13 protein-coding genes and 1 tRNA gene are annotated in these 15,764 nt (G+C 60.1%); 10 read left to right on the top strand and 4 right to left on the bottom strand.

Annotated elements, in window-relative coordinates:
* Positions 1-137: 137 nt before the first annotated feature.
* Together Q0D31_RS07100 and Q0D31_RS07095 are read left to right on the top strand one after the other, a co-directional pair.
* Positions 138-1,325 carry a hypothetical protein gene (locus tag Q0D31_RS07100; protein ID WP_291847519.1) on the top strand — a complete coding sequence of 396 codons (1,188 nt, stop codon included), beginning with the start codon at positions 138-140 and terminating at the stop codon, positions 1,323-1,325.
* A 376-nt stretch (positions 1,326-1,701) separates the two neighbouring features.
* Positions 1,702-5,841 (top strand): Eco57I restriction-modification methylase domain-containing protein, encoded by a 4,140-nt coding sequence (locus Q0D31_RS07095; protein ID WP_291847491.1) that lies wholly within the window; start codon positions 1,702-1,704, stop codon positions 5,839-5,841.
* A gap of 355 nt (positions 5,842-6,196) precedes the next feature.
* On the opposite strand, the gene Q0D31_RS07090 is transcribed toward Q0D31_RS07095, so the two are convergent.
* A tRNA-Leu gene (locus Q0D31_RS07090) sits at positions 6,197-6,283 on the bottom strand.
* A 159-nt stretch (positions 6,284-6,442) separates the two neighbouring features.
* On the opposite strand from Q0D31_RS07090, the gene Q0D31_RS07085 reads away from it, so the two are divergent.
* A complete protein-coding gene (locus tag Q0D31_RS07085) occupies positions 6,443-7,411 on the top strand; it encodes a complex I NDUFA9 subunit family protein (RefSeq protein ID WP_291848149.1) in 969 nt (322 codons plus the stop codon).
* Between the two features lie 2 nt (positions 7,412-7,413).
* Here the strand turns inward: Q0D31_RS07085 and Q0D31_RS07080 are convergent, their stop codons facing one another.
* On the bottom strand, positions 7,414-8,220 hold the full coding sequence (locus tag Q0D31_RS07080) for an undecaprenyl-diphosphate phosphatase (RefSeq protein ID WP_291847490.1): 807 nt from the start codon (positions 8,218-8,220) through the stop codon (positions 7,414-7,416).
* A 230-nt stretch (positions 8,221-8,450) separates the two neighbouring features.
* Here Q0D31_RS07080 and Q0D31_RS07075 point away from each other — a divergent pair, with 230 nt between their 5' ends.
* From Q0D31_RS07075 to Q0D31_RS07065, 3 genes are all read left to right on the top strand, one after another.
* Positions 8,451-9,143: a glutathione S-transferase family protein gene (locus Q0D31_RS07075; RefSeq protein ID WP_291847488.1), complete on the top strand. Its 693-nt coding sequence runs from the start codon at positions 8,451-8,453 to the stop codon at positions 9,141-9,143.
* A complete protein-coding gene (gene queG / locus Q0D31_RS07070; RefSeq protein ID WP_291847486.1) occupies positions 9,092-10,324 on the top strand; it encodes a tRNA epoxyqueuosine(34) reductase QueG in 1,233 nt (410 codons plus the stop codon). Before Q0D31_RS07075 ends, queG begins: the two co-directional genes overlap by 52 nt.
* Positions 10,325-10,404: 80 nt before the next feature.
* Positions 10,405-11,211, top strand: a complete 807-nt coding sequence (locus tag Q0D31_RS07065; protein ID WP_291847484.1) for an acyl-CoA thioesterase domain-containing protein — start codon at positions 10,405-10,407, stop codon at positions 11,209-11,211.
* Positions 11,212-11,313: 102 nt separating this feature from the next.
* On the opposite strand, the gene Q0D31_RS07060 is transcribed toward Q0D31_RS07065, so the two are convergent.
* Both Q0D31_RS07060 and Q0D31_RS07055 read right to left on the bottom strand, forming a co-directional pair.
* Positions 11,314-11,784 (bottom strand): nuclear transport factor 2 family protein, encoded by a 471-nt coding sequence (locus tag Q0D31_RS07060; protein ID WP_291847482.1) that lies wholly within the window; start codon positions 11,782-11,784, stop codon positions 11,314-11,316.
* A 180-nt stretch (positions 11,785-11,964) separates the two neighbouring features.
* A complete protein-coding gene (locus Q0D31_RS07055; protein ID WP_291847480.1) occupies positions 11,965-12,759 on the bottom strand; it encodes an alpha/beta hydrolase in 795 nt (264 codons plus the stop codon).
* 212 nt (positions 12,760-12,971) lie between these two features.
* On the opposite strand from Q0D31_RS07055, the gene infC reads away from it, so the two are divergent.
* From infC to pheS, 4 genes are all read left to right on the top strand, one after another.
* Positions 12,972-13,511, top strand: a complete 540-nt coding sequence (gene infC, locus Q0D31_RS07050) for a translation initiation factor IF-3 (RefSeq protein WP_291848146.1) — start codon at positions 12,972-12,974, stop codon at positions 13,509-13,511.
* Positions 13,512-13,832: 321 nt separating this feature from the next.
* A complete protein-coding gene (rpmI, locus tag Q0D31_RS07045) occupies positions 13,833-14,033 on the top strand; it encodes a 50S ribosomal protein L35 (protein WP_291710215.1) in 201 nt (66 codons plus the stop codon).
* 78 nt (positions 14,034-14,111) lie between these two features.
* Positions 14,112-14,471, top strand: a complete 360-nt coding sequence (gene rplT, locus Q0D31_RS07040; RefSeq protein ID WP_291847478.1) for a 50S ribosomal protein L20 — start codon at positions 14,112-14,114, stop codon at positions 14,469-14,471.
* 175 nt (positions 14,472-14,646) lie between these two features.
* Positions 14,647-15,729, top strand: a complete 1,083-nt coding sequence (pheS, locus tag Q0D31_RS07035; RefSeq protein WP_291847476.1) for a phenylalanine--tRNA ligase subunit alpha — start codon at positions 14,647-14,649, stop codon at positions 15,727-15,729.
* The last annotated feature ends 35 nt before the right edge of the window (positions 15,730-15,764 follow it).

The raw sequence follows: 15,764 nt of genomic DNA, 5'->3' as shown, positions 1-15,764 counted from the left end.
TGTTAAGGTGGGCTTAGAGGATGGGGTGCTATTGGCTACCCGTCCAACGATCAGCCGGGACATCATACATTCTGGAAAAAGCACGGCCTTAAGTTATCCGAAGAGAACTTTCTCTTAGCTATTGGCCCTCAGAAGACATGAGCTGGAAACCGACCAACGAAGGTTTCGCTGCTTGGACCGACCAGGTAATCGTTCCAAGCGAGGTCTTGTACGCTTTCGATCAACCAATCGTTTTCGTCGCCGACGTGGGGCTTTCCAGCACGCTATTCGTAAAGTTTCAAGAGAACAACGATTCGAATTACTACTATGCATGTCCTATCGGCGAAGAACATCTCTCTGCACTGAAGAGTAATGAGCTCTCGCTCAGGGGCGCTTTGGGGTATGGTCCAACTTCGATCGTCGACTTAAGCGATGATTTCCATGTCAGGCGATTTTGGCACGATGAGATCTCTCTTTGGGATGACGTTATGCTCCCTGCACGCCGCGTTGGGCTCGCATCTACAGGGGCACCCATCTGGGATTCACTAGAGGAAGCAAGAGCACTTTTGGCGCTTACGTTTCAAGGCACCTCCCTTGGGCGCGGACAGATGCCGCTCGGGATGCTAACGGCTCTAATCAACAAAACGCATGAGGCCGCGCGTAGAATCCTTGTGCCGCCTCACCTAGCAGGCTTAAAGAGTGCAAGCATTGATTTTCAAGTCGCGCAGCCGAAGTTTAGCAGCTTGGTAGTCGCTCTGAGACACCCTGTCTTCAAACACAAACTCCTTAAACGACTCAATAGCGATCACGCGTCTGAAGAGCTCACGACGGAAATTGAAGATAACAGCAAAGAGTTTGTTGATAACATTTCGGAACTGGCTGCATCGGCCGAGAAGGGGGAAATTAGTCTGGCCATTGCCCAAGAGCGATTTGCTTCCCTTGAACAAATCAAGAGCATTGTTCCGACGGAGCGCAATAAGCTAACCGAACTTGCGATCACTGCCAACAGTGAGCATCAGCGTTCGTTGGTTGTAGTAACCCACGAAACCGGTGACAAGATTGTTAGAGCCCGGAAATTGATTGAAGCCAAGCCAATCACTGACGTCGGAAGAATTATCCAAGTGAACGACAAGCGATCGACCGTGGTATATCAATCGGTACGAGGTAAGGAAGTCACGTTCACTATGGACGAAGCCCTTTTCCAGAGTATGGAGAAGGAAAATCAATTGAAACTTGGCAATCGGATAAAGACAGTGGGATTCTTGCAGCGTCGAGCTAGACGAGATTCGATCAATTTAACAGAAAACCCCCAGACGTCGGCCGGTGCAGCCGTTCCAACAAACTGACTCACCGCCTCTGCTTTGACTGCCCATCGGAATCCGGGAATGAATAGCGTAGACGGCTTGTATCCGATCTGTTCGGGCGCATGCTCGACGATTTCATCCGCCCTACAGCCCGAATTCATAATATCTAAGGCGCGACGCGCCAACTGAATTGCTTGAGGCAGCCGACGGTCATTCACCTTGCGAGTTCCTTATGCGAGAGAGGTGCTCGAGATCGGCCTCATCGAAATTCCCCCCGTGAGGTACATCTCGCGTCAAATAAAGGCTGCGCCTCCGGCCCGACGTCTTGGCTCGGCTCTGGCACGGCGTAGATAAATAGCGGTGCGCATTGCCCTGGCGATGTCGCTGACTTGGCTAGCGCAAGTGAGCGGAAACGGGCATGTTGCCGGCTCGACGTGGGGCAGGAATTGTGATCAGCGGCAATCTCTTTACGCGGGACTATCTACTTGAGGCCGTAGTTCGGTCAGAACAGTGGACATCATTAGACGACAGCGAGTTTCTTAGGATCAAGGAGCAGCTGCGCGTCCTTGTGACCGCATTCGCGAAAAACGCAAACCCTAACGAAGCCGAGACCGAGCGCGACGTAATCTATCCCGTTCTCTCTACCTTGGGCTGGACTGACATATCGGTGCAGCCGAATCTTTCGACCAAGGGGCGCAAACAAGTTCCCGACGCCCTGTTGCTGGCAGATGACAAGGCGAAGGCGAAAGCCGTCGCAGAGCCAGAGCAGTGGAAACGCTTTCAGCATGGTCTCGCCGTACTTGAAGCGAAACGCTGGGACCGATCGCTTGATCGAGCAAGCAAAGGGGACGAAGGCGTACCGGCAACTCAGATTCTCCAATACTTAAGCCGTATCGATGTTCAAACCTCCGGCCGGCTTCGCTTAGGCATCCTCACCAACGGCCAAGTTTGGCGATTGTACTGGCAAGGCGCGCTATCAGTGGCCGAGGATTTCTTTGAAATCGATTTAGCCAAGGCGCTCGGAATCCCGGATCATGATCTAACTCTCTTCGATCAATCCGATAGCAGGGTGACACGGGATCATTGTCTTCGGCTATTTATTCTAATCTTTAGTAAGTCTGCCTTCTTGCCAAGCGATGGGGCCCGCACTTTCCATGACATCGCGCGTGATACTGGCAAGACTTGGGAAGAAAAGGTCACAAAGGACCTCTCGATACTGGTATTTGGGGGGCTGTTCCCGAAGCTAGTCACAGCGATCGCCGCGAGCGACACCAATCGCCCCAAGGTCATAGGGAGAGAATATCTTGAGCAGGTCCGCCAAAGCGCTTTGATCCTACTCTACCGCTTGCTGTTCGTTGTTTATGCAGAAGATCGAGACCTACTTCCAAGCAGTCAGGAACCTTACAAGGATTACTCTCTCACGGCGATGCGCCTCGAAATTGCCCGGCGAAAAGCTGAAGGCAAGGCGTTCTCTAGCGTAATGACAAATTATTGGCCGAGGCTAGTGGCTATCTTCAAAGCACTATCGGAAGGCGACAATACTCTAGGCATCCCTCCTTACAATGGAGGACTGTTCGCCAAAGAGGGCTCGCCCCTGCTCGCAGAGATCCAACTGCCGGACACGATAGTTACTGACATAGTTTATGGCTTGTCTCATCGAATTGAGGACGGTGAACCGCGATACATCAACTATCGCGATCTTTCAGTCCAACAACTTGGTAGCGTATACGAACGGACGTTGGAATATGGCTTAACTCTGAATTCGGATGACGAGGTTGTTCCCACCTCCGACGATACCGCAAGGCATGAATCAGGGAGTTATTACACGCCCGACAGCCTCGTGATGTTGATCATCGACAAAACGATAGGTCCATTCGTCGAAGAACGGTTGAAAACATTTCGTACTGAAGCTGCCAGACTCGCTTCCGATGGGCGCTCGAAGGCCGTTCGTATCGCTATGCTCGAAGCGCACGATCCGGCACGCGCAATTCTGAGTCTCAAAATCTGTGACCCAGCGATGGGTTCTGGCCATTTTCTTGTGAGTCTTGTCGACTGGCTCGCAGACAAAGTTCTCGCCGCAATGGCCGAGGCCGAGCAAACGGTCACTTGGGCGGATAATCTTTATCAATCGCCCCTTGCAGCCGAAATCTCCAAGATTCGCACAGATATTATTCAACACTCCATCGAGAATAGCTGGCCCTACGTGGATGAACATCTTCAGGATCGGCACATTGTGCGCCGAATGGTCTTGAAGAGGTGCGTCTACGGCGTAGACAAAAACCCGCTCGCCGTAGAGTTGGCCAAGGTCGCACTTTGGCTTCACACGTTTACGGTTGGCGCACCGCTTTCATTCCTCGATCACCATCTTCGCTGTGGCAACTCGCTGTTCGGGGCGTGGGTGCGACCAGCAATGGACCGACTCGTCGAGTGGGGTAGCCCCCTTCTAATGGACGCTCCACGAAAGAAAGCACTTGGCGCCGCCGCCGGCATGCAAACCATCGAGAAATTGACCGATGCGGACATAGCGGAAGTCTATCAATCAAGGAATTTATTCGAAGGCATCGAGTCGATGACTTCTGAATTGAGTGACCTCCTGACGCTGGTATGCGCGATCGAATGGCAGCAACCAACAGGCAGGCTTGAAAAGGCGACCATTCAAGAGCTGATCAAGGGCACGTTCGGCGACCCGATCAAGGTTGCTAACGGCAAACTAGACTTTGCTGTGCCGCCGTCTCCGGTGGTTACCGAGTTGGAAAGAAAGAAGCGGGAACTACAAAAGACAGCAAACTTCAGCACACACGATACAGGCATGAAGCTAAAGTCGTGGTTGCCCGATGTAACGAACCGCTTTTCCAAAGAACACTGGCTACATTGGCAGGTTGCCTTTCCAGGTATTTGGCGCCAATGGGAAAGCGCCGACCTGCACGGGGGCTTTGATGCTGTCATTGGCAATCCGCCCTATGTACGGCAGGAGATAATTCGGCTTCTAAAACCGAGCTTGAAACGAGCGTTTCCCGAGACCTACGATGGCAACGCCGATCTGTACGTCTACTTTTATGACCAAGGATTGAGAATCCTCAAGCCCGGCGGCCGCCTATCCTATGTGGTGACAAACAAGTGGATGCGCTCGGGCTACGCAGAGAGTCTGCGGAGAGTTTTTGCCGACAAGACATGGATCGAGTTTGTCGCAGACTTTGGACATGCAAAGAAATTCTTTCCAGATGCGGACGTGTTCCCCTCAATCATTGTCGCACGCAAGCCAACATCGGTTGACGCACCATTAACGACAGAGGTCTGCGTTATCCCTAGAGACGACGTGCCGGAAAAGGCGCTGGCGGACGCTGTTGCTAAAGCTACTTACACGCTACCGAGGGCGCATTTCACGGAATCAACCTGGGCACTCGAACCTCCTCGGGTAGTATCCTTGTTGGAGAAATTGCGCCGCAACTCAATACCTTTGAGGGATTTTACTGGTTCTGAACCGCTATACGGAATCAAGACGGGGCTTAACGAGGCGTTCCTTATTGATGCTGCCGATGCCAACCGGCTCCTGCAAAGTCATCCCGCGCTGAAAGCGATAATAAGGCCGTATCTTCGAGGACAGGACATTCGTCGTTGGTCGTCGCCAGATGCTGGACTATTCATGATTATGATGAAGTCGAGCAGTGATCATCAATGGCCGTGGCACAACGCACCAGACGAGGCCTCGGCCGAAAAAAAGCTTGCCCAAACGTTTCCGGAGCTTCACGCGCACTTTAAGGCGTTCGAAGAATTTCGCGACAAAAGGACTGGAAAACTTCGGGGCCTTCGACATCGAGAAGATCAGGGGCGCTGGTGGTGGGAGCTGCGGCCCTGTTCTTATTATGAGGCATTCAGCAGAGAAAAGATTTGCATTCAACGAATTGCATTTCACCCAAGGTTTTCGATTGATGGCCAATCGCGACTGGTGAATGACTCTGCGGTGATACTCCCCACGCAAACACGCTTACTTGCAGGCATCCTAAATCAGCCCATCGCATGGTATTATCAGTTCAAAAAGTTTCCGCACAAAAAGGACGAAGCTCTTGCGATGGACATCGTTGCGCTCAACGAATTTCCAATACCGTCCTTAGGCAAGCATCGTGATCGATTTGAGAACAAGGTTAGCGAGATCATAGAACTAACACTCGACGCTCAAAGACTGGATCAACGCGCAACGGCGTGGCTGCGGCACCAAGTTGGTCTTATTTCTCCGAAGCAAATCGCGAGGGTTCAGAGGGCTGTGGATTCCGACGATTTTGTATCTGCTATTCGTGACTCGCTTCCGAAGCGTCGGAATATATCTTCGAACGAAATGACCCATCTAGCAACTGAGTATGCCGAAGCAATAGTGCCGCTTCAAAACCGCAGGGCGGACGTTTTTCGCGTGGAGAACGAACTGTCGCATTTGGTGAATAGTGCTTACGGGCTGACGCCCGATGAGGTTCAGCTCATGTGGCATACTGCACCGCCTAGGATGCCGACTAGCCATGCGCTCGCCGAGGACGGTTCTGATAGGGACATTGAGCAGGAAGACTAACAATATTGTTTGGGGTGTGAGCCAGACCGGCCGGTTCTTATTAGATGGTTTCCAGATAAGCCGCAGCGACCGCCTGACGCGTCTTTATGTCGCTCGGGGACAGCCGGACGGCCTGAGCGCGCTTGCAAGGGGTCACAAACGAAGCCGTCTCCGAGAGGAATTGCGATCGGATTGCCAATCGCTCCTCCTATCATCGGAGGGAATGTGCAGCCTGAAAAGCGAATTGCGAGAACCGTCTCGGCGCATCGGCCGAACAATCCTATACAGCAATGTTCCCATTGTTACACAGTACGTGCCAAGGCAACACACTGAGGGGACTTAACTTCTTGGAAAAACCCTATTTCTAGAAGTGAGGTGGTGCCCAGGAAAGGACTCGAACCTTCACGGCCGTTAAGCCACTGGCACCTGAAGCCAGCGCGTCTACCAATTCCACCACCTGGGCCCGGGCGGGTTAGTAAGGATCGGTCACGCGCTTGTCAAATTGACGGGCCCGGCCGCAAACGGGCTGTACAGCGGGGCGGCGCTGGCGTATCGCGAATCGGTCCGGTATCACCCCCATCGCTCGAATTTGACGGCAGGAACGCGCGCCATGACATCCCCTTTGGCCTCGAACCAGGAAACGCTGGTCACGGTTTTCGGCGGTTCCGGCTTTCTGGGACGAAACGTGGTCCGGGCGCTGGCCAAACGCGATTACCGGGTGCGGGTGGCGGTGCGGCGGCCGGAACTGGCCGGGCACCTGCAGCCGCAGGGCAAGGTCGGCCAGATCCACGCCGTGCAGGCCAATGTGCGCTATCCGGCCTCGGTCGAGGCCGCGATGCGCGGCGCCTCCGTCGCCGTCAACCTGATCGGCATCCTGACCGAGGGCGGCGCGCAATCCTTTGACGCGGTGCAGGCCGCCGGCGCCGAAACGATCGCCAGGGCCGCCGGCGCCGCCGGCGCGCGCATGGTCCATGTCTCGGCGATCGGCGCCGACGCGAATTCGCCAGCCCATTACGCCCGGTCCAAGGCGGCCGGCGAAAAGGCGGTGCTGGCCGCGGTGCCGTCGGCCACGATCATGCGGCCGTCGGTGGTGTTCGGCCCCGAGGACCAGTTCACCAACCGCTTCGCCGCGCTGGCGCGGATGTCGCCGGTGCTCCCGCTGATCGGCGGCGGCGTGACGCGGCTGCAGCCGGTCTATGTCGGCGACGTCGCCACCGCGGTCGCCGACGCCGTTGACGGCAAGACCAGGCCCGGCGCGACCTACGAGCTCGGCGGGCCGGAAGTGCTGACCATGCGCGAGATCATCGAGATCATCCTCGCGATCACCGACCGCAAGCGCATGCTGGTCTCGCTGCCGTTCGGGCTGGCGAAGCTGCAGGCGCTGCTGTTGCAGTTTGCGCCGGGCGCGCTGAAACTGACGCCGGACCAGGTGATGTTGCTGCAAACCGACAATGTGGTGTCTGACGCGGCGAAGGCCGCCGACCTCACGCTCGAGGGCCTCGGCATCGCGCCGGATTCGATCGAGGCGATTGCCCCGCAATACCTCTGGCGCTTCCGCGCCTCCGGGCAGTTCCAGCGCAAGGGCGTGTAAGGTTATTTGCCGAGCGCCAGCGCGATCAGGCCGACGGTGCCAAGCGCGACGCGCCACCAGGCAAAGAACGTGAAGCCGTGGCGGGTGACATAGGTCAGGAACGTCTTGACCACGATCACCGCCGTGATGAACGAAACCACGAATCCGATCGCGACCACGCCAATATGATCGACCGTCATCTCCTCGCGGTTCTTGTAGAAGTCGTAGGCGAAGGCGCCGACCATGGTGGGGATGGCGAGAAAGAAGGAAAACTCCGCCGCCGAGCGCTTGTCGGCGCCGAGCAGCATCGCGGCGACGATGCTGGCGCCGGAACGCGACACGCCGGGAATCATCGCGACGCATTGCGCAATGCCGATCCACAGATACATCGGCAATGGATAGCGGGTGGCGTCGTCCTCGCGCGGCTTGAGGTTGAGCTGATCGACCCACAACAGGACCGCGCCGCCCGCGATCAGCGTGAAGCACACCACAAAGGGATCGAACAGAACCGCCTTGATGTATTTCCCGAAGATCAATCCGATGACGACCGAGGGCAGAAACGCCACCAGCACGCCGATCACGAATCGCCGGTCGTCCGGATTGGAGAACATGCCGAGGGCGACGCGCCACAGTTTGAGAAAATAAAGCGCGACGATCGCCAGGATTCCGCCGAGCTGAATCAGGATGATGAAGCTCTGCCAGAACGCCCCCTCGCCAAGGCCGAAGAAGCGTTGCGCCAAGAGCAAATGTCCGGTGGAGGACACCGGCAGAAATTCGGTGATGCCCTCGATGACCCCGAGAATCACCGCCTTGACTGCGTCCGACATCATGATCTGGCCCATTATGGCTAGGAAAGGCGCGACCTTCTCGCCTATTCGTCCCAATGCCGCAATCGCAAAAAGGCTCCAGACACAGGCGGCTTTCACGGGCCGCCCGGCCCGGGAGGTCCGCGCCCGGTTGCAATTCCATCGCAGCGGAAAAGGCTCTAGTGTCCGAATCGCATGGCGCGGCGTGAGGGCCTGAAGGTTCCGCAGACGTCGCGGAATTTGCCAGGGACTTCATGTACACGCTGTATCATCATCCTTTCTGTCCACATTCGCGCTTCATCCGCCTGATCCTCGGCGAGAACGGCCTCGAGCCACGCCTGGTGGAAGAGCGGGCCTGGGAACGGCGCGAGGGGTTTCTCGCGCTCAATCCCGCCGCCACCACGCCGGTATTGATCGCCGGAGACTTTCCACCGATCCCCGGCGCCGGCATCATCGCCGAATATCTTGACGAGACCCACGGCCTGCTGGCCGGCGAGCGACGGCTGCTGCCGGAGTCGATGGCCGAGCGCATCGAGGTTCGCCGGCTGATGGCGTGGTTCAACGAAAAGTTTTTCGAGGAGGCATCCAATCCGCTGGTGACCGAGCGCATCTACAAGCGCTTCATGCGCGAGGAGAACGGCGGCGGCTCGCCTTCGACCGACGTGATTCGCGCCGCCAAGGTCAATGTGCGCTATCATCTGGCCTATATCGGCTGGCTGGCGCAGACGCGGAATTTTCTCGCCGGCGACCGGCTGACCTACGCGGACCTCGCCGCCGCGGCGCATCTTTCGGCGATCGATTATCTGGGCGACGTGCCATGGAGCGAGGACGACGCGGCAAAGGCGTGGTACGCGCGGGTGAAATCCCGCCCGTCGTTCCGGCCGCTGCTGAGCGAATGGCTGGCCGGCGTGCCGGCGTCGCGGACCTATGTGGACCTCGACTTCTGAACCCCGATCGCCCGCCCGCCGATCTGAAGGCCGCGCTTGTCCGGCAAGCACGGGCGCTCGGCTTCGATGGCGTCGGCGTCACCGCGCCGGATGCGATCGGCGAGGCCGGAAGACATTTTCGCGACTTCCTCGAGGCCGGCGGCCACGGCGACATGGACTGGCTCGCCGCCCATCCCGAGCGCCGCACCGATCCGCGCGTGCTGTGGCCCGGCGTGCGCGCGATCATCATGCTCGGCGTCAACTACGGCCCCGATGAGGATCCGCTGGCGCTGCTGGCGAAGCGCGGCTGCGGCGCGATCTCCGCCTACGCCCAGGGCGACGACTATCACGATGTGGTCAAGAAGCGCCTGAAGGCGCTGGGACGCTGGCTCGCCGCGGCCTCGGGCGCAGAGGTGAAAGTGTTCGTCGATACCGCCGCGGTGATGGAAAAGCCGCTGGCGCAGGCGGCGGGGCTCGGCTGGCAGGGCAAGCATACCAACCTGGTCTCACGCGAGTTCGGCTCCTGGCTGTTTCTCGGCGCGATCTTCAGCGCGGCCGAGCTGCCGCCCGACGCGCCCGAACACGATCATTGCGGCTCCTGCAACGCCTGCCAGGAGATCTGCCCGACCGCGGCGTTCCCCGCGCCCTACCGGCTCGACGCGCGCCGCTGCATTTCCTACCTGACGATCGAGAACAAGGGCCCGATCCCGCGCGAATTCCGCAAGGCGATCGGCAACCGCATCTATGGCTGCGACGATTGCCTTGCGGTGTGCCCGTGGAACAAGTTCGCGCAGCAGGGCCGCGAGGCCAAGCTGGCCGCACGCGCGGAATTGCGCGCGCCTGCGCTGGCGGACCTGGCGCGGCTCGACGACGCTGCTTTTCGCGCGCTGTTTGCGAAATCGCCGGTCAAGCGCATCGGCCGCGACCGCTTCGTCCGCAACGTGCTGATCGCGATCGGCAACGCCGAGGATGCTTCGCTGGCGCCGGAGGCCGAACGCCTGCTCGATGATGCAAGCCCGCTGGTGCGCGGCGCGGCGGTATGGGCGCTGTCGCAACTGGCCGATCGAAAGAGGTTCGAGGTGCTGGCGGCGAAGGCGGTGGCCGGCGAGACGGATGAAGATGTCCGCGCGGAGTGGCGACAAACATCCGTCGTCATGCCCCGCGAAAGCGGGGCATCCAGTACGCCGAGGCATCCCGGATAACCCAAGATGTCACGGCGTACTGGATTGTCCGCATTCGCGGACGATGACAGGGAGTACGAAATCCGGCATGGTCGCACGCCATGACAAAGAACCAGCCTTTCTTCACCCATGACCGGGCCAGCGACACCTTCATGCCCACCGAGGTCGCGAACGGGCCGTGGGACCCCAACTCGCTGCACGGCCGCGTCGTCGTCGGCCTGCTCGCTTTCGCGATCGAGCAGCGCCACGGCTCCGACGATTTCGTGCCGGCGCGGCTGACCGTCGACATGTTCCGCCTGCCGAACATCACGACGCCGATCAAGGTCAGGAGCCAGCTCGTCCGCGACGGCAAGCGCATCAAGGTGGTGGAAGCCGAGTTCGTCTCCGGCGGCACCGCCATGGCGCGGGCTTCCTGCCAGTTGTTGCGCAAGACGGAAAACGCGCCGGGCCATGTCTGGTCGCCGCCGAACTGGGACGCGCCGAAGCCCGCGGACATTCCCAGGCCGACCGATCCCCGGCTTGGCATGAACGGAAAATGGACCACCCGGCCGATCGTGGGCCAGATGGGCTCGCTCGGGCCGCGGCGGCTGTGGATGAGCGAGGTGCGCGAGCTGGTCGGAGGCGTGCCGATGTCGCCGTTCGTCCATGTCGCGACAGGCGCGGATTTCGCCAGCCCGTTCGCCAATGCCGGCGACCAGGGGCTAGGTTACATCAACAGCGATGTCACGCTCTATCTGCACCGGCTGCCGGTGACGCCATGGGTCGGCTTCGACGTCGTCAACCATCACGCCACCGACGGCATCGCGATCGGCGAGTGCTGGCTTTATGACGAGAAGGGGCCGATCGGGACGTCCACGGTGGCGGCGCTGGCGCAGCGCAAGCCGATGACCGACGTGCCGCCGCCGTAAGGCCGATCCGTCATTCCGGGGCATCGCGCCAGCGATGAACCCGGAATCTCGAGATTCCGGGTTCGATGCTTTGCATCGCCCCGGAATGACGGAGGAGAGCGTTCACTCCGCCAGATGCCGCTTCATCTCCGGCCGCGCCTTCAGCGCCGCGCCCTGCCTGGCAACGATTTTCGCAATGCGCTCGGGCGCGAACCTGATATCGACGAAGGCCGGCGCGGTGTTGGCGACCTCGTGATATTCTGAGATTCTGCCCTCGCGCAGCTTCATGATCGCGACGCCTTCAAACATGGCGCGCGCACCTTCGGCCTCCGGCAGCGTCGAGCGATAGCTGAACGTGTATCGCGCATAGAGGGTGCGGCCGTCGCTGACCGGCTCGTGCATGTCCCAGCGAAAATCGGTGGCGGTGCGGTAGAACCAGTCGTCGATCATGGCGGCGATTTTCGTCCGGCCGGCAAACGGGCCGTAGAACACGTCATGATAGACGCCGTCCTCGGTGAACAGGTCCGCAAACGCCTTGCCGTTGTGTTGCTCGACGGCGTCGCAGAAGGCGCGCAGCATCGTTGACGGGTTCATGGCGGTGCCTCCCTCTCGCTTTTTCTTCCCCCTCTCCCCTTGTGGGAGAGGGTGGATCGAATGAGCGTAGCTCATTCGAGACGGGTGAGGGGTCTGCCTCCACGGATAGAGACCCCTCATCCGCCTTCGCCTTCGCGAAGGCACCTTCTCCCACAAGGGGAGAAGGAAGACGAGAAAAACTCACCCGATCTCCGCCACCGCCGCCAGCATCCGGGCTATGTCCTGCGGCCGCGACAGGCGATGGTCGCCGTCCTGGATCATGGTCAGCACCACGTCCTCGGCCGGCAACCGGTGCGCCAGCGCAAAGGCGTGCTGCCAGGGCACATCGGGGTCCTGCGCGCCCTGCAGGATGCGAACTGGACACCCGACGTTGATGGCGCTGCCGAGCAGCAGATGGTTGCGGCCCTCCTCGATCAGCGCGCGGGTGATCGGATAGGGCGCGCCGTCGCCATATTCCGACGGCCGCATCCAGACGCCCTCGCTCCGGATCTGCTCGCGAACCTCGTCGGAGAACCCGTTCCACATCAACTGCTCGGTGAAGTCGGGCGCCGGCGCGATCAGCACCAGCCCGGCCAGCGTCGCATCTGCCGCGTTGCGGCCGGCAATGGCGCGCGCCAGCAGCAGCGCCATCCAGCCGCCCATCGACGAGCCGATAACCACCTGCGGCCCGCGGCAGAACTGCTCGAACACCGCCACGCTCTCTTCCAGCCAGCGCCCGATGGTGCCGTCGATGAAGGCCCCGCCGGACTCGCCATGGCCGGAATAGTCGAACCTGATACAGGCACGGCCCTGTTCGGCGGCCCAGCCATCGAGCGCCAGCGCCTTGGTGCCTTTCATGTCGGAATTGAAACCGCCAAGCCAGAACAGCCCCGGTCCGCCGCCTGCGCGGGCGCGCACGGCGATCCGGCGGCGACCGGCGCCCTCTCCCACCTCGATAAAGCCCGGTTCACGGTCGATTGCGGCTGAATTGGTCATTGATTCGGTACCCTCGCCAGTCGGCGTTGTCCGCGAGCGCGCCGGTCTGGTCAAGCAGGGCCAAATGGTCCCGCCGGCCGCGTTATATTTGTCGAGCTCGGTCGAAATGCCTCGCATTTGACGGTTTTCCGGCGCAGATAACGAGTTCGCTTGCTCCGCACCGCGTCTTGCTTCAAAATGCAGTCTTCCTTCACAACTTTGGAGAGCTACCCATTCGCCGTCCCAACAGAGCCCCGCCCGCCGCAACCAAAGACGGGCCGCGCACCAATGATGAAATCCGCAACGCGCAGATCCAGCTGATCGATCAGAACGGCACCAACCATGGCACGGTCGAGACCGTGCTGGCCGTCAAGATGGCCCTTGAAGCGGGCATGGATCTTGTCGAGATTTCGCCGAACAACAATCCTCCCGTTTGCAAGATCATGGACTACGGGAAGTTCAAGTATTCCGCGCAGAAAAAGGCCGCCGAGGCCCGCAAGAAACAGAAGGTCGTCGAGATCAAGGAGATCAAGCTGCGGCCGATGATCGACGATCACGATTACGACGTGAAGATGCGGGCGATGCAGCGGTTCTTCGAGGAGGGCGACAAGGTCAAGATCACCTTGCGCTACCGTGGCCGCGAGATGGCGCACCAGGAGATCGGCACCAAGCTCTTGGACAAGGTCAAGGCCGACGTGGCCGAATTTGCCAAGGTCGAGCAGGACGCCCGGTTCGAGGGCCGCCAGGTCGTCATGGTGCTGGCGCCGCGCTGAGTCTGAATTGGCGGATCGGACCAGGCGGCCCGTTCGGATCACCGGCGGGCCGCTTTCTTTTTTGCTGGGGTAACGGGCCGGTCCGGCAGAGCCGGCCCATCGGTTCGCCGCTTTGGCGGACGCGGTTCGTCGTTGCCAATTCCGGCTTGCTCTGCCATAAGCCCATCCTTCATCGCCCGGCTGATCAAGGGCTGCCGTGTCGATGTCCGTGCGGGCTGTTTCGTTTTCGAAATAACCTGAGCACTTTCAACGCTCTAACGAGCATTCAAGCCGCAAATGCGCCCCTTTGGGCGCTTTTTTCTGCGGCCACAGGAGAGCCAAATGCCCAAGCTGAAGACCAAGTCAGGCGCCAAAAAGCGCTTCAAGGTGACTGCCACCGGCAAGGTGATGCACGCCCAGCGCGGCAAGCGCCACGGCATGATCAAGCGGACCAAGAAGCAGATTCGTCAGCTCCGCGGCACCCGCGTGCTGTTCAAGACCGACGGCGACAACGTCAAGAAATTCTTCTTGCCGAACGCCTGATCGCGCTCGCATCCACGCTTACGCCGGCCGCGCACGCGCGGCGTTCCGTCACCGATTTCAGACTCAAGGATCACAGTCATGTCTCGCGTCAAACGCGGTGTGACCTCTCACGCCAAGCACAAGAAAGTCTACAAGGCCGCCAAGGGTTTCCGCGGCCGCCGCAAGAATACGATCCGCGCCGCCAAGGCCGCGGTCGAGAAGGCCGGGCAGTACGCCTTCCGCGACCGCAAGCGCAAGAAGCGCACCTTCCGCGCGCTCTGGATCCAGCGCCTCAACGCCGCGGTGCGGCCGTTCGGCATGACCTACAGCGTCTTCATCAACGGCCTCTCGAAGTCGGGCATCACGGTCGACCGCAAGGTGCTGTCGGATCTCGCCATCACCGAGCCGGCGGCGTTCCAGGCGATCGCCGAGAAGGCCAAGGCCGCGCTGGCGGCCTGATCCGCAAACCGCCGCGGCGTCTTGCAATTCCCGGTGTCATGCCCCGCGCAAGCGGGGCATCCAGTAACCACCGATCGACATCTTGACCCCGGGGGTTACTGGATCATCCGCCTTCGCGGATGATGACGGTCCCGGTTGGACTGCGAGCGCGTCGCCAAAAAAGGCACCCCTCGCCATGACCGACCTTGCCCAACTCGAATCCCGCATCCTTGGCGATATCGCCGCCGCCGGCGACGAAGCCGCGCTTGAAGCCGTGCGCGTCGCAGCGCTGGGCAAGAAAGGTTCGATCTCCGCGCTGCTCGCCACCCTCGGCAAGATGTCGCCGGAGGAGCGCAAGACGCACGGCGCGGCGATCAACCTTGCCAAGGACAAGGTCACGCAGGCGCTGGCGGCCCGCCGCGACGTCCTGAAGTCGGCGGCGCTCGACGCCCGACTTGCATCAGAGACCATCGACGTCACGCTGCCCTTGCGTGAAAGCCCTGCCGAACAGGGCCGCATCCATCCCCTCAGCCAGGTCTTCGAAGAGGTCAATGTCATTTTCGCCGACATGGGATTTTCGATCGCCGAAGGCCCTGATATCGAGACCGACGATTACAACTTCACCAAACTGAACTTTCCCGAGGGCCATCCGGCGCGGGAGATGCACGACACCTTCTTCTTCAACCCGAAGCAAGACGGCTCGCGCATGCTGTTGCGCACCCACACCTCGCCGGTGCAGGTCCGCACCATGCTCGGCCAGAAGCCGCCGATCCGCGTGGTCTGCCCCGGGCGCACCTACCGCATCGATTCGGATGCGACGCACACGCCGCAGTTCCACCAGGTCGAGGGCCTCGTCATCGACAAGGGCTCGCATCTCGGCCACCTCAAATGGATCCTGCACGAGTTCTGCAAGGCGTTCTTCGAGGTCGACCACATCAACATGCGATTCCGGCCATCGTTCTTCCCGTTCACCGAACCCTCGCTCGAGGTCGATATCCAGTGCCGCCGCGGCAACGGCGAGATTCGTTTCGGCGAGGGCGAGGACTGGCTGGAAATTCTCGGCTGCGGCATGGTGCATCCGAACGTGCTGCGCGCCTGTGGCATCGATCCCGACGTCTACCAGGGCTTTGCCTGGGGCATGGGCATCGACCGCATCGCGATGCTGAAATACGGCATGTCCGACCTGCGCCAGCTGTTCGACAGCGACGTGCGCTGGCTCAACCATTACGGCTTCAAGCCGCTGGACATCCCGACGCTGGCGGGGGGGTTGAGCACGTGAGCCTCGTCGAAACTTCCCTCGCGGAGAGAGCCCCC

Source organism: Bradyrhizobium sp., from assembly GCF_022844465.1.
Classification (GTDB): domain Bacteria; phylum Pseudomonadota; class Alphaproteobacteria; order Rhizobiales; family Xanthobacteraceae; genus Bradyrhizobium.
This window is presented reverse-complemented; position numbering and strand designations above follow the sequence as displayed.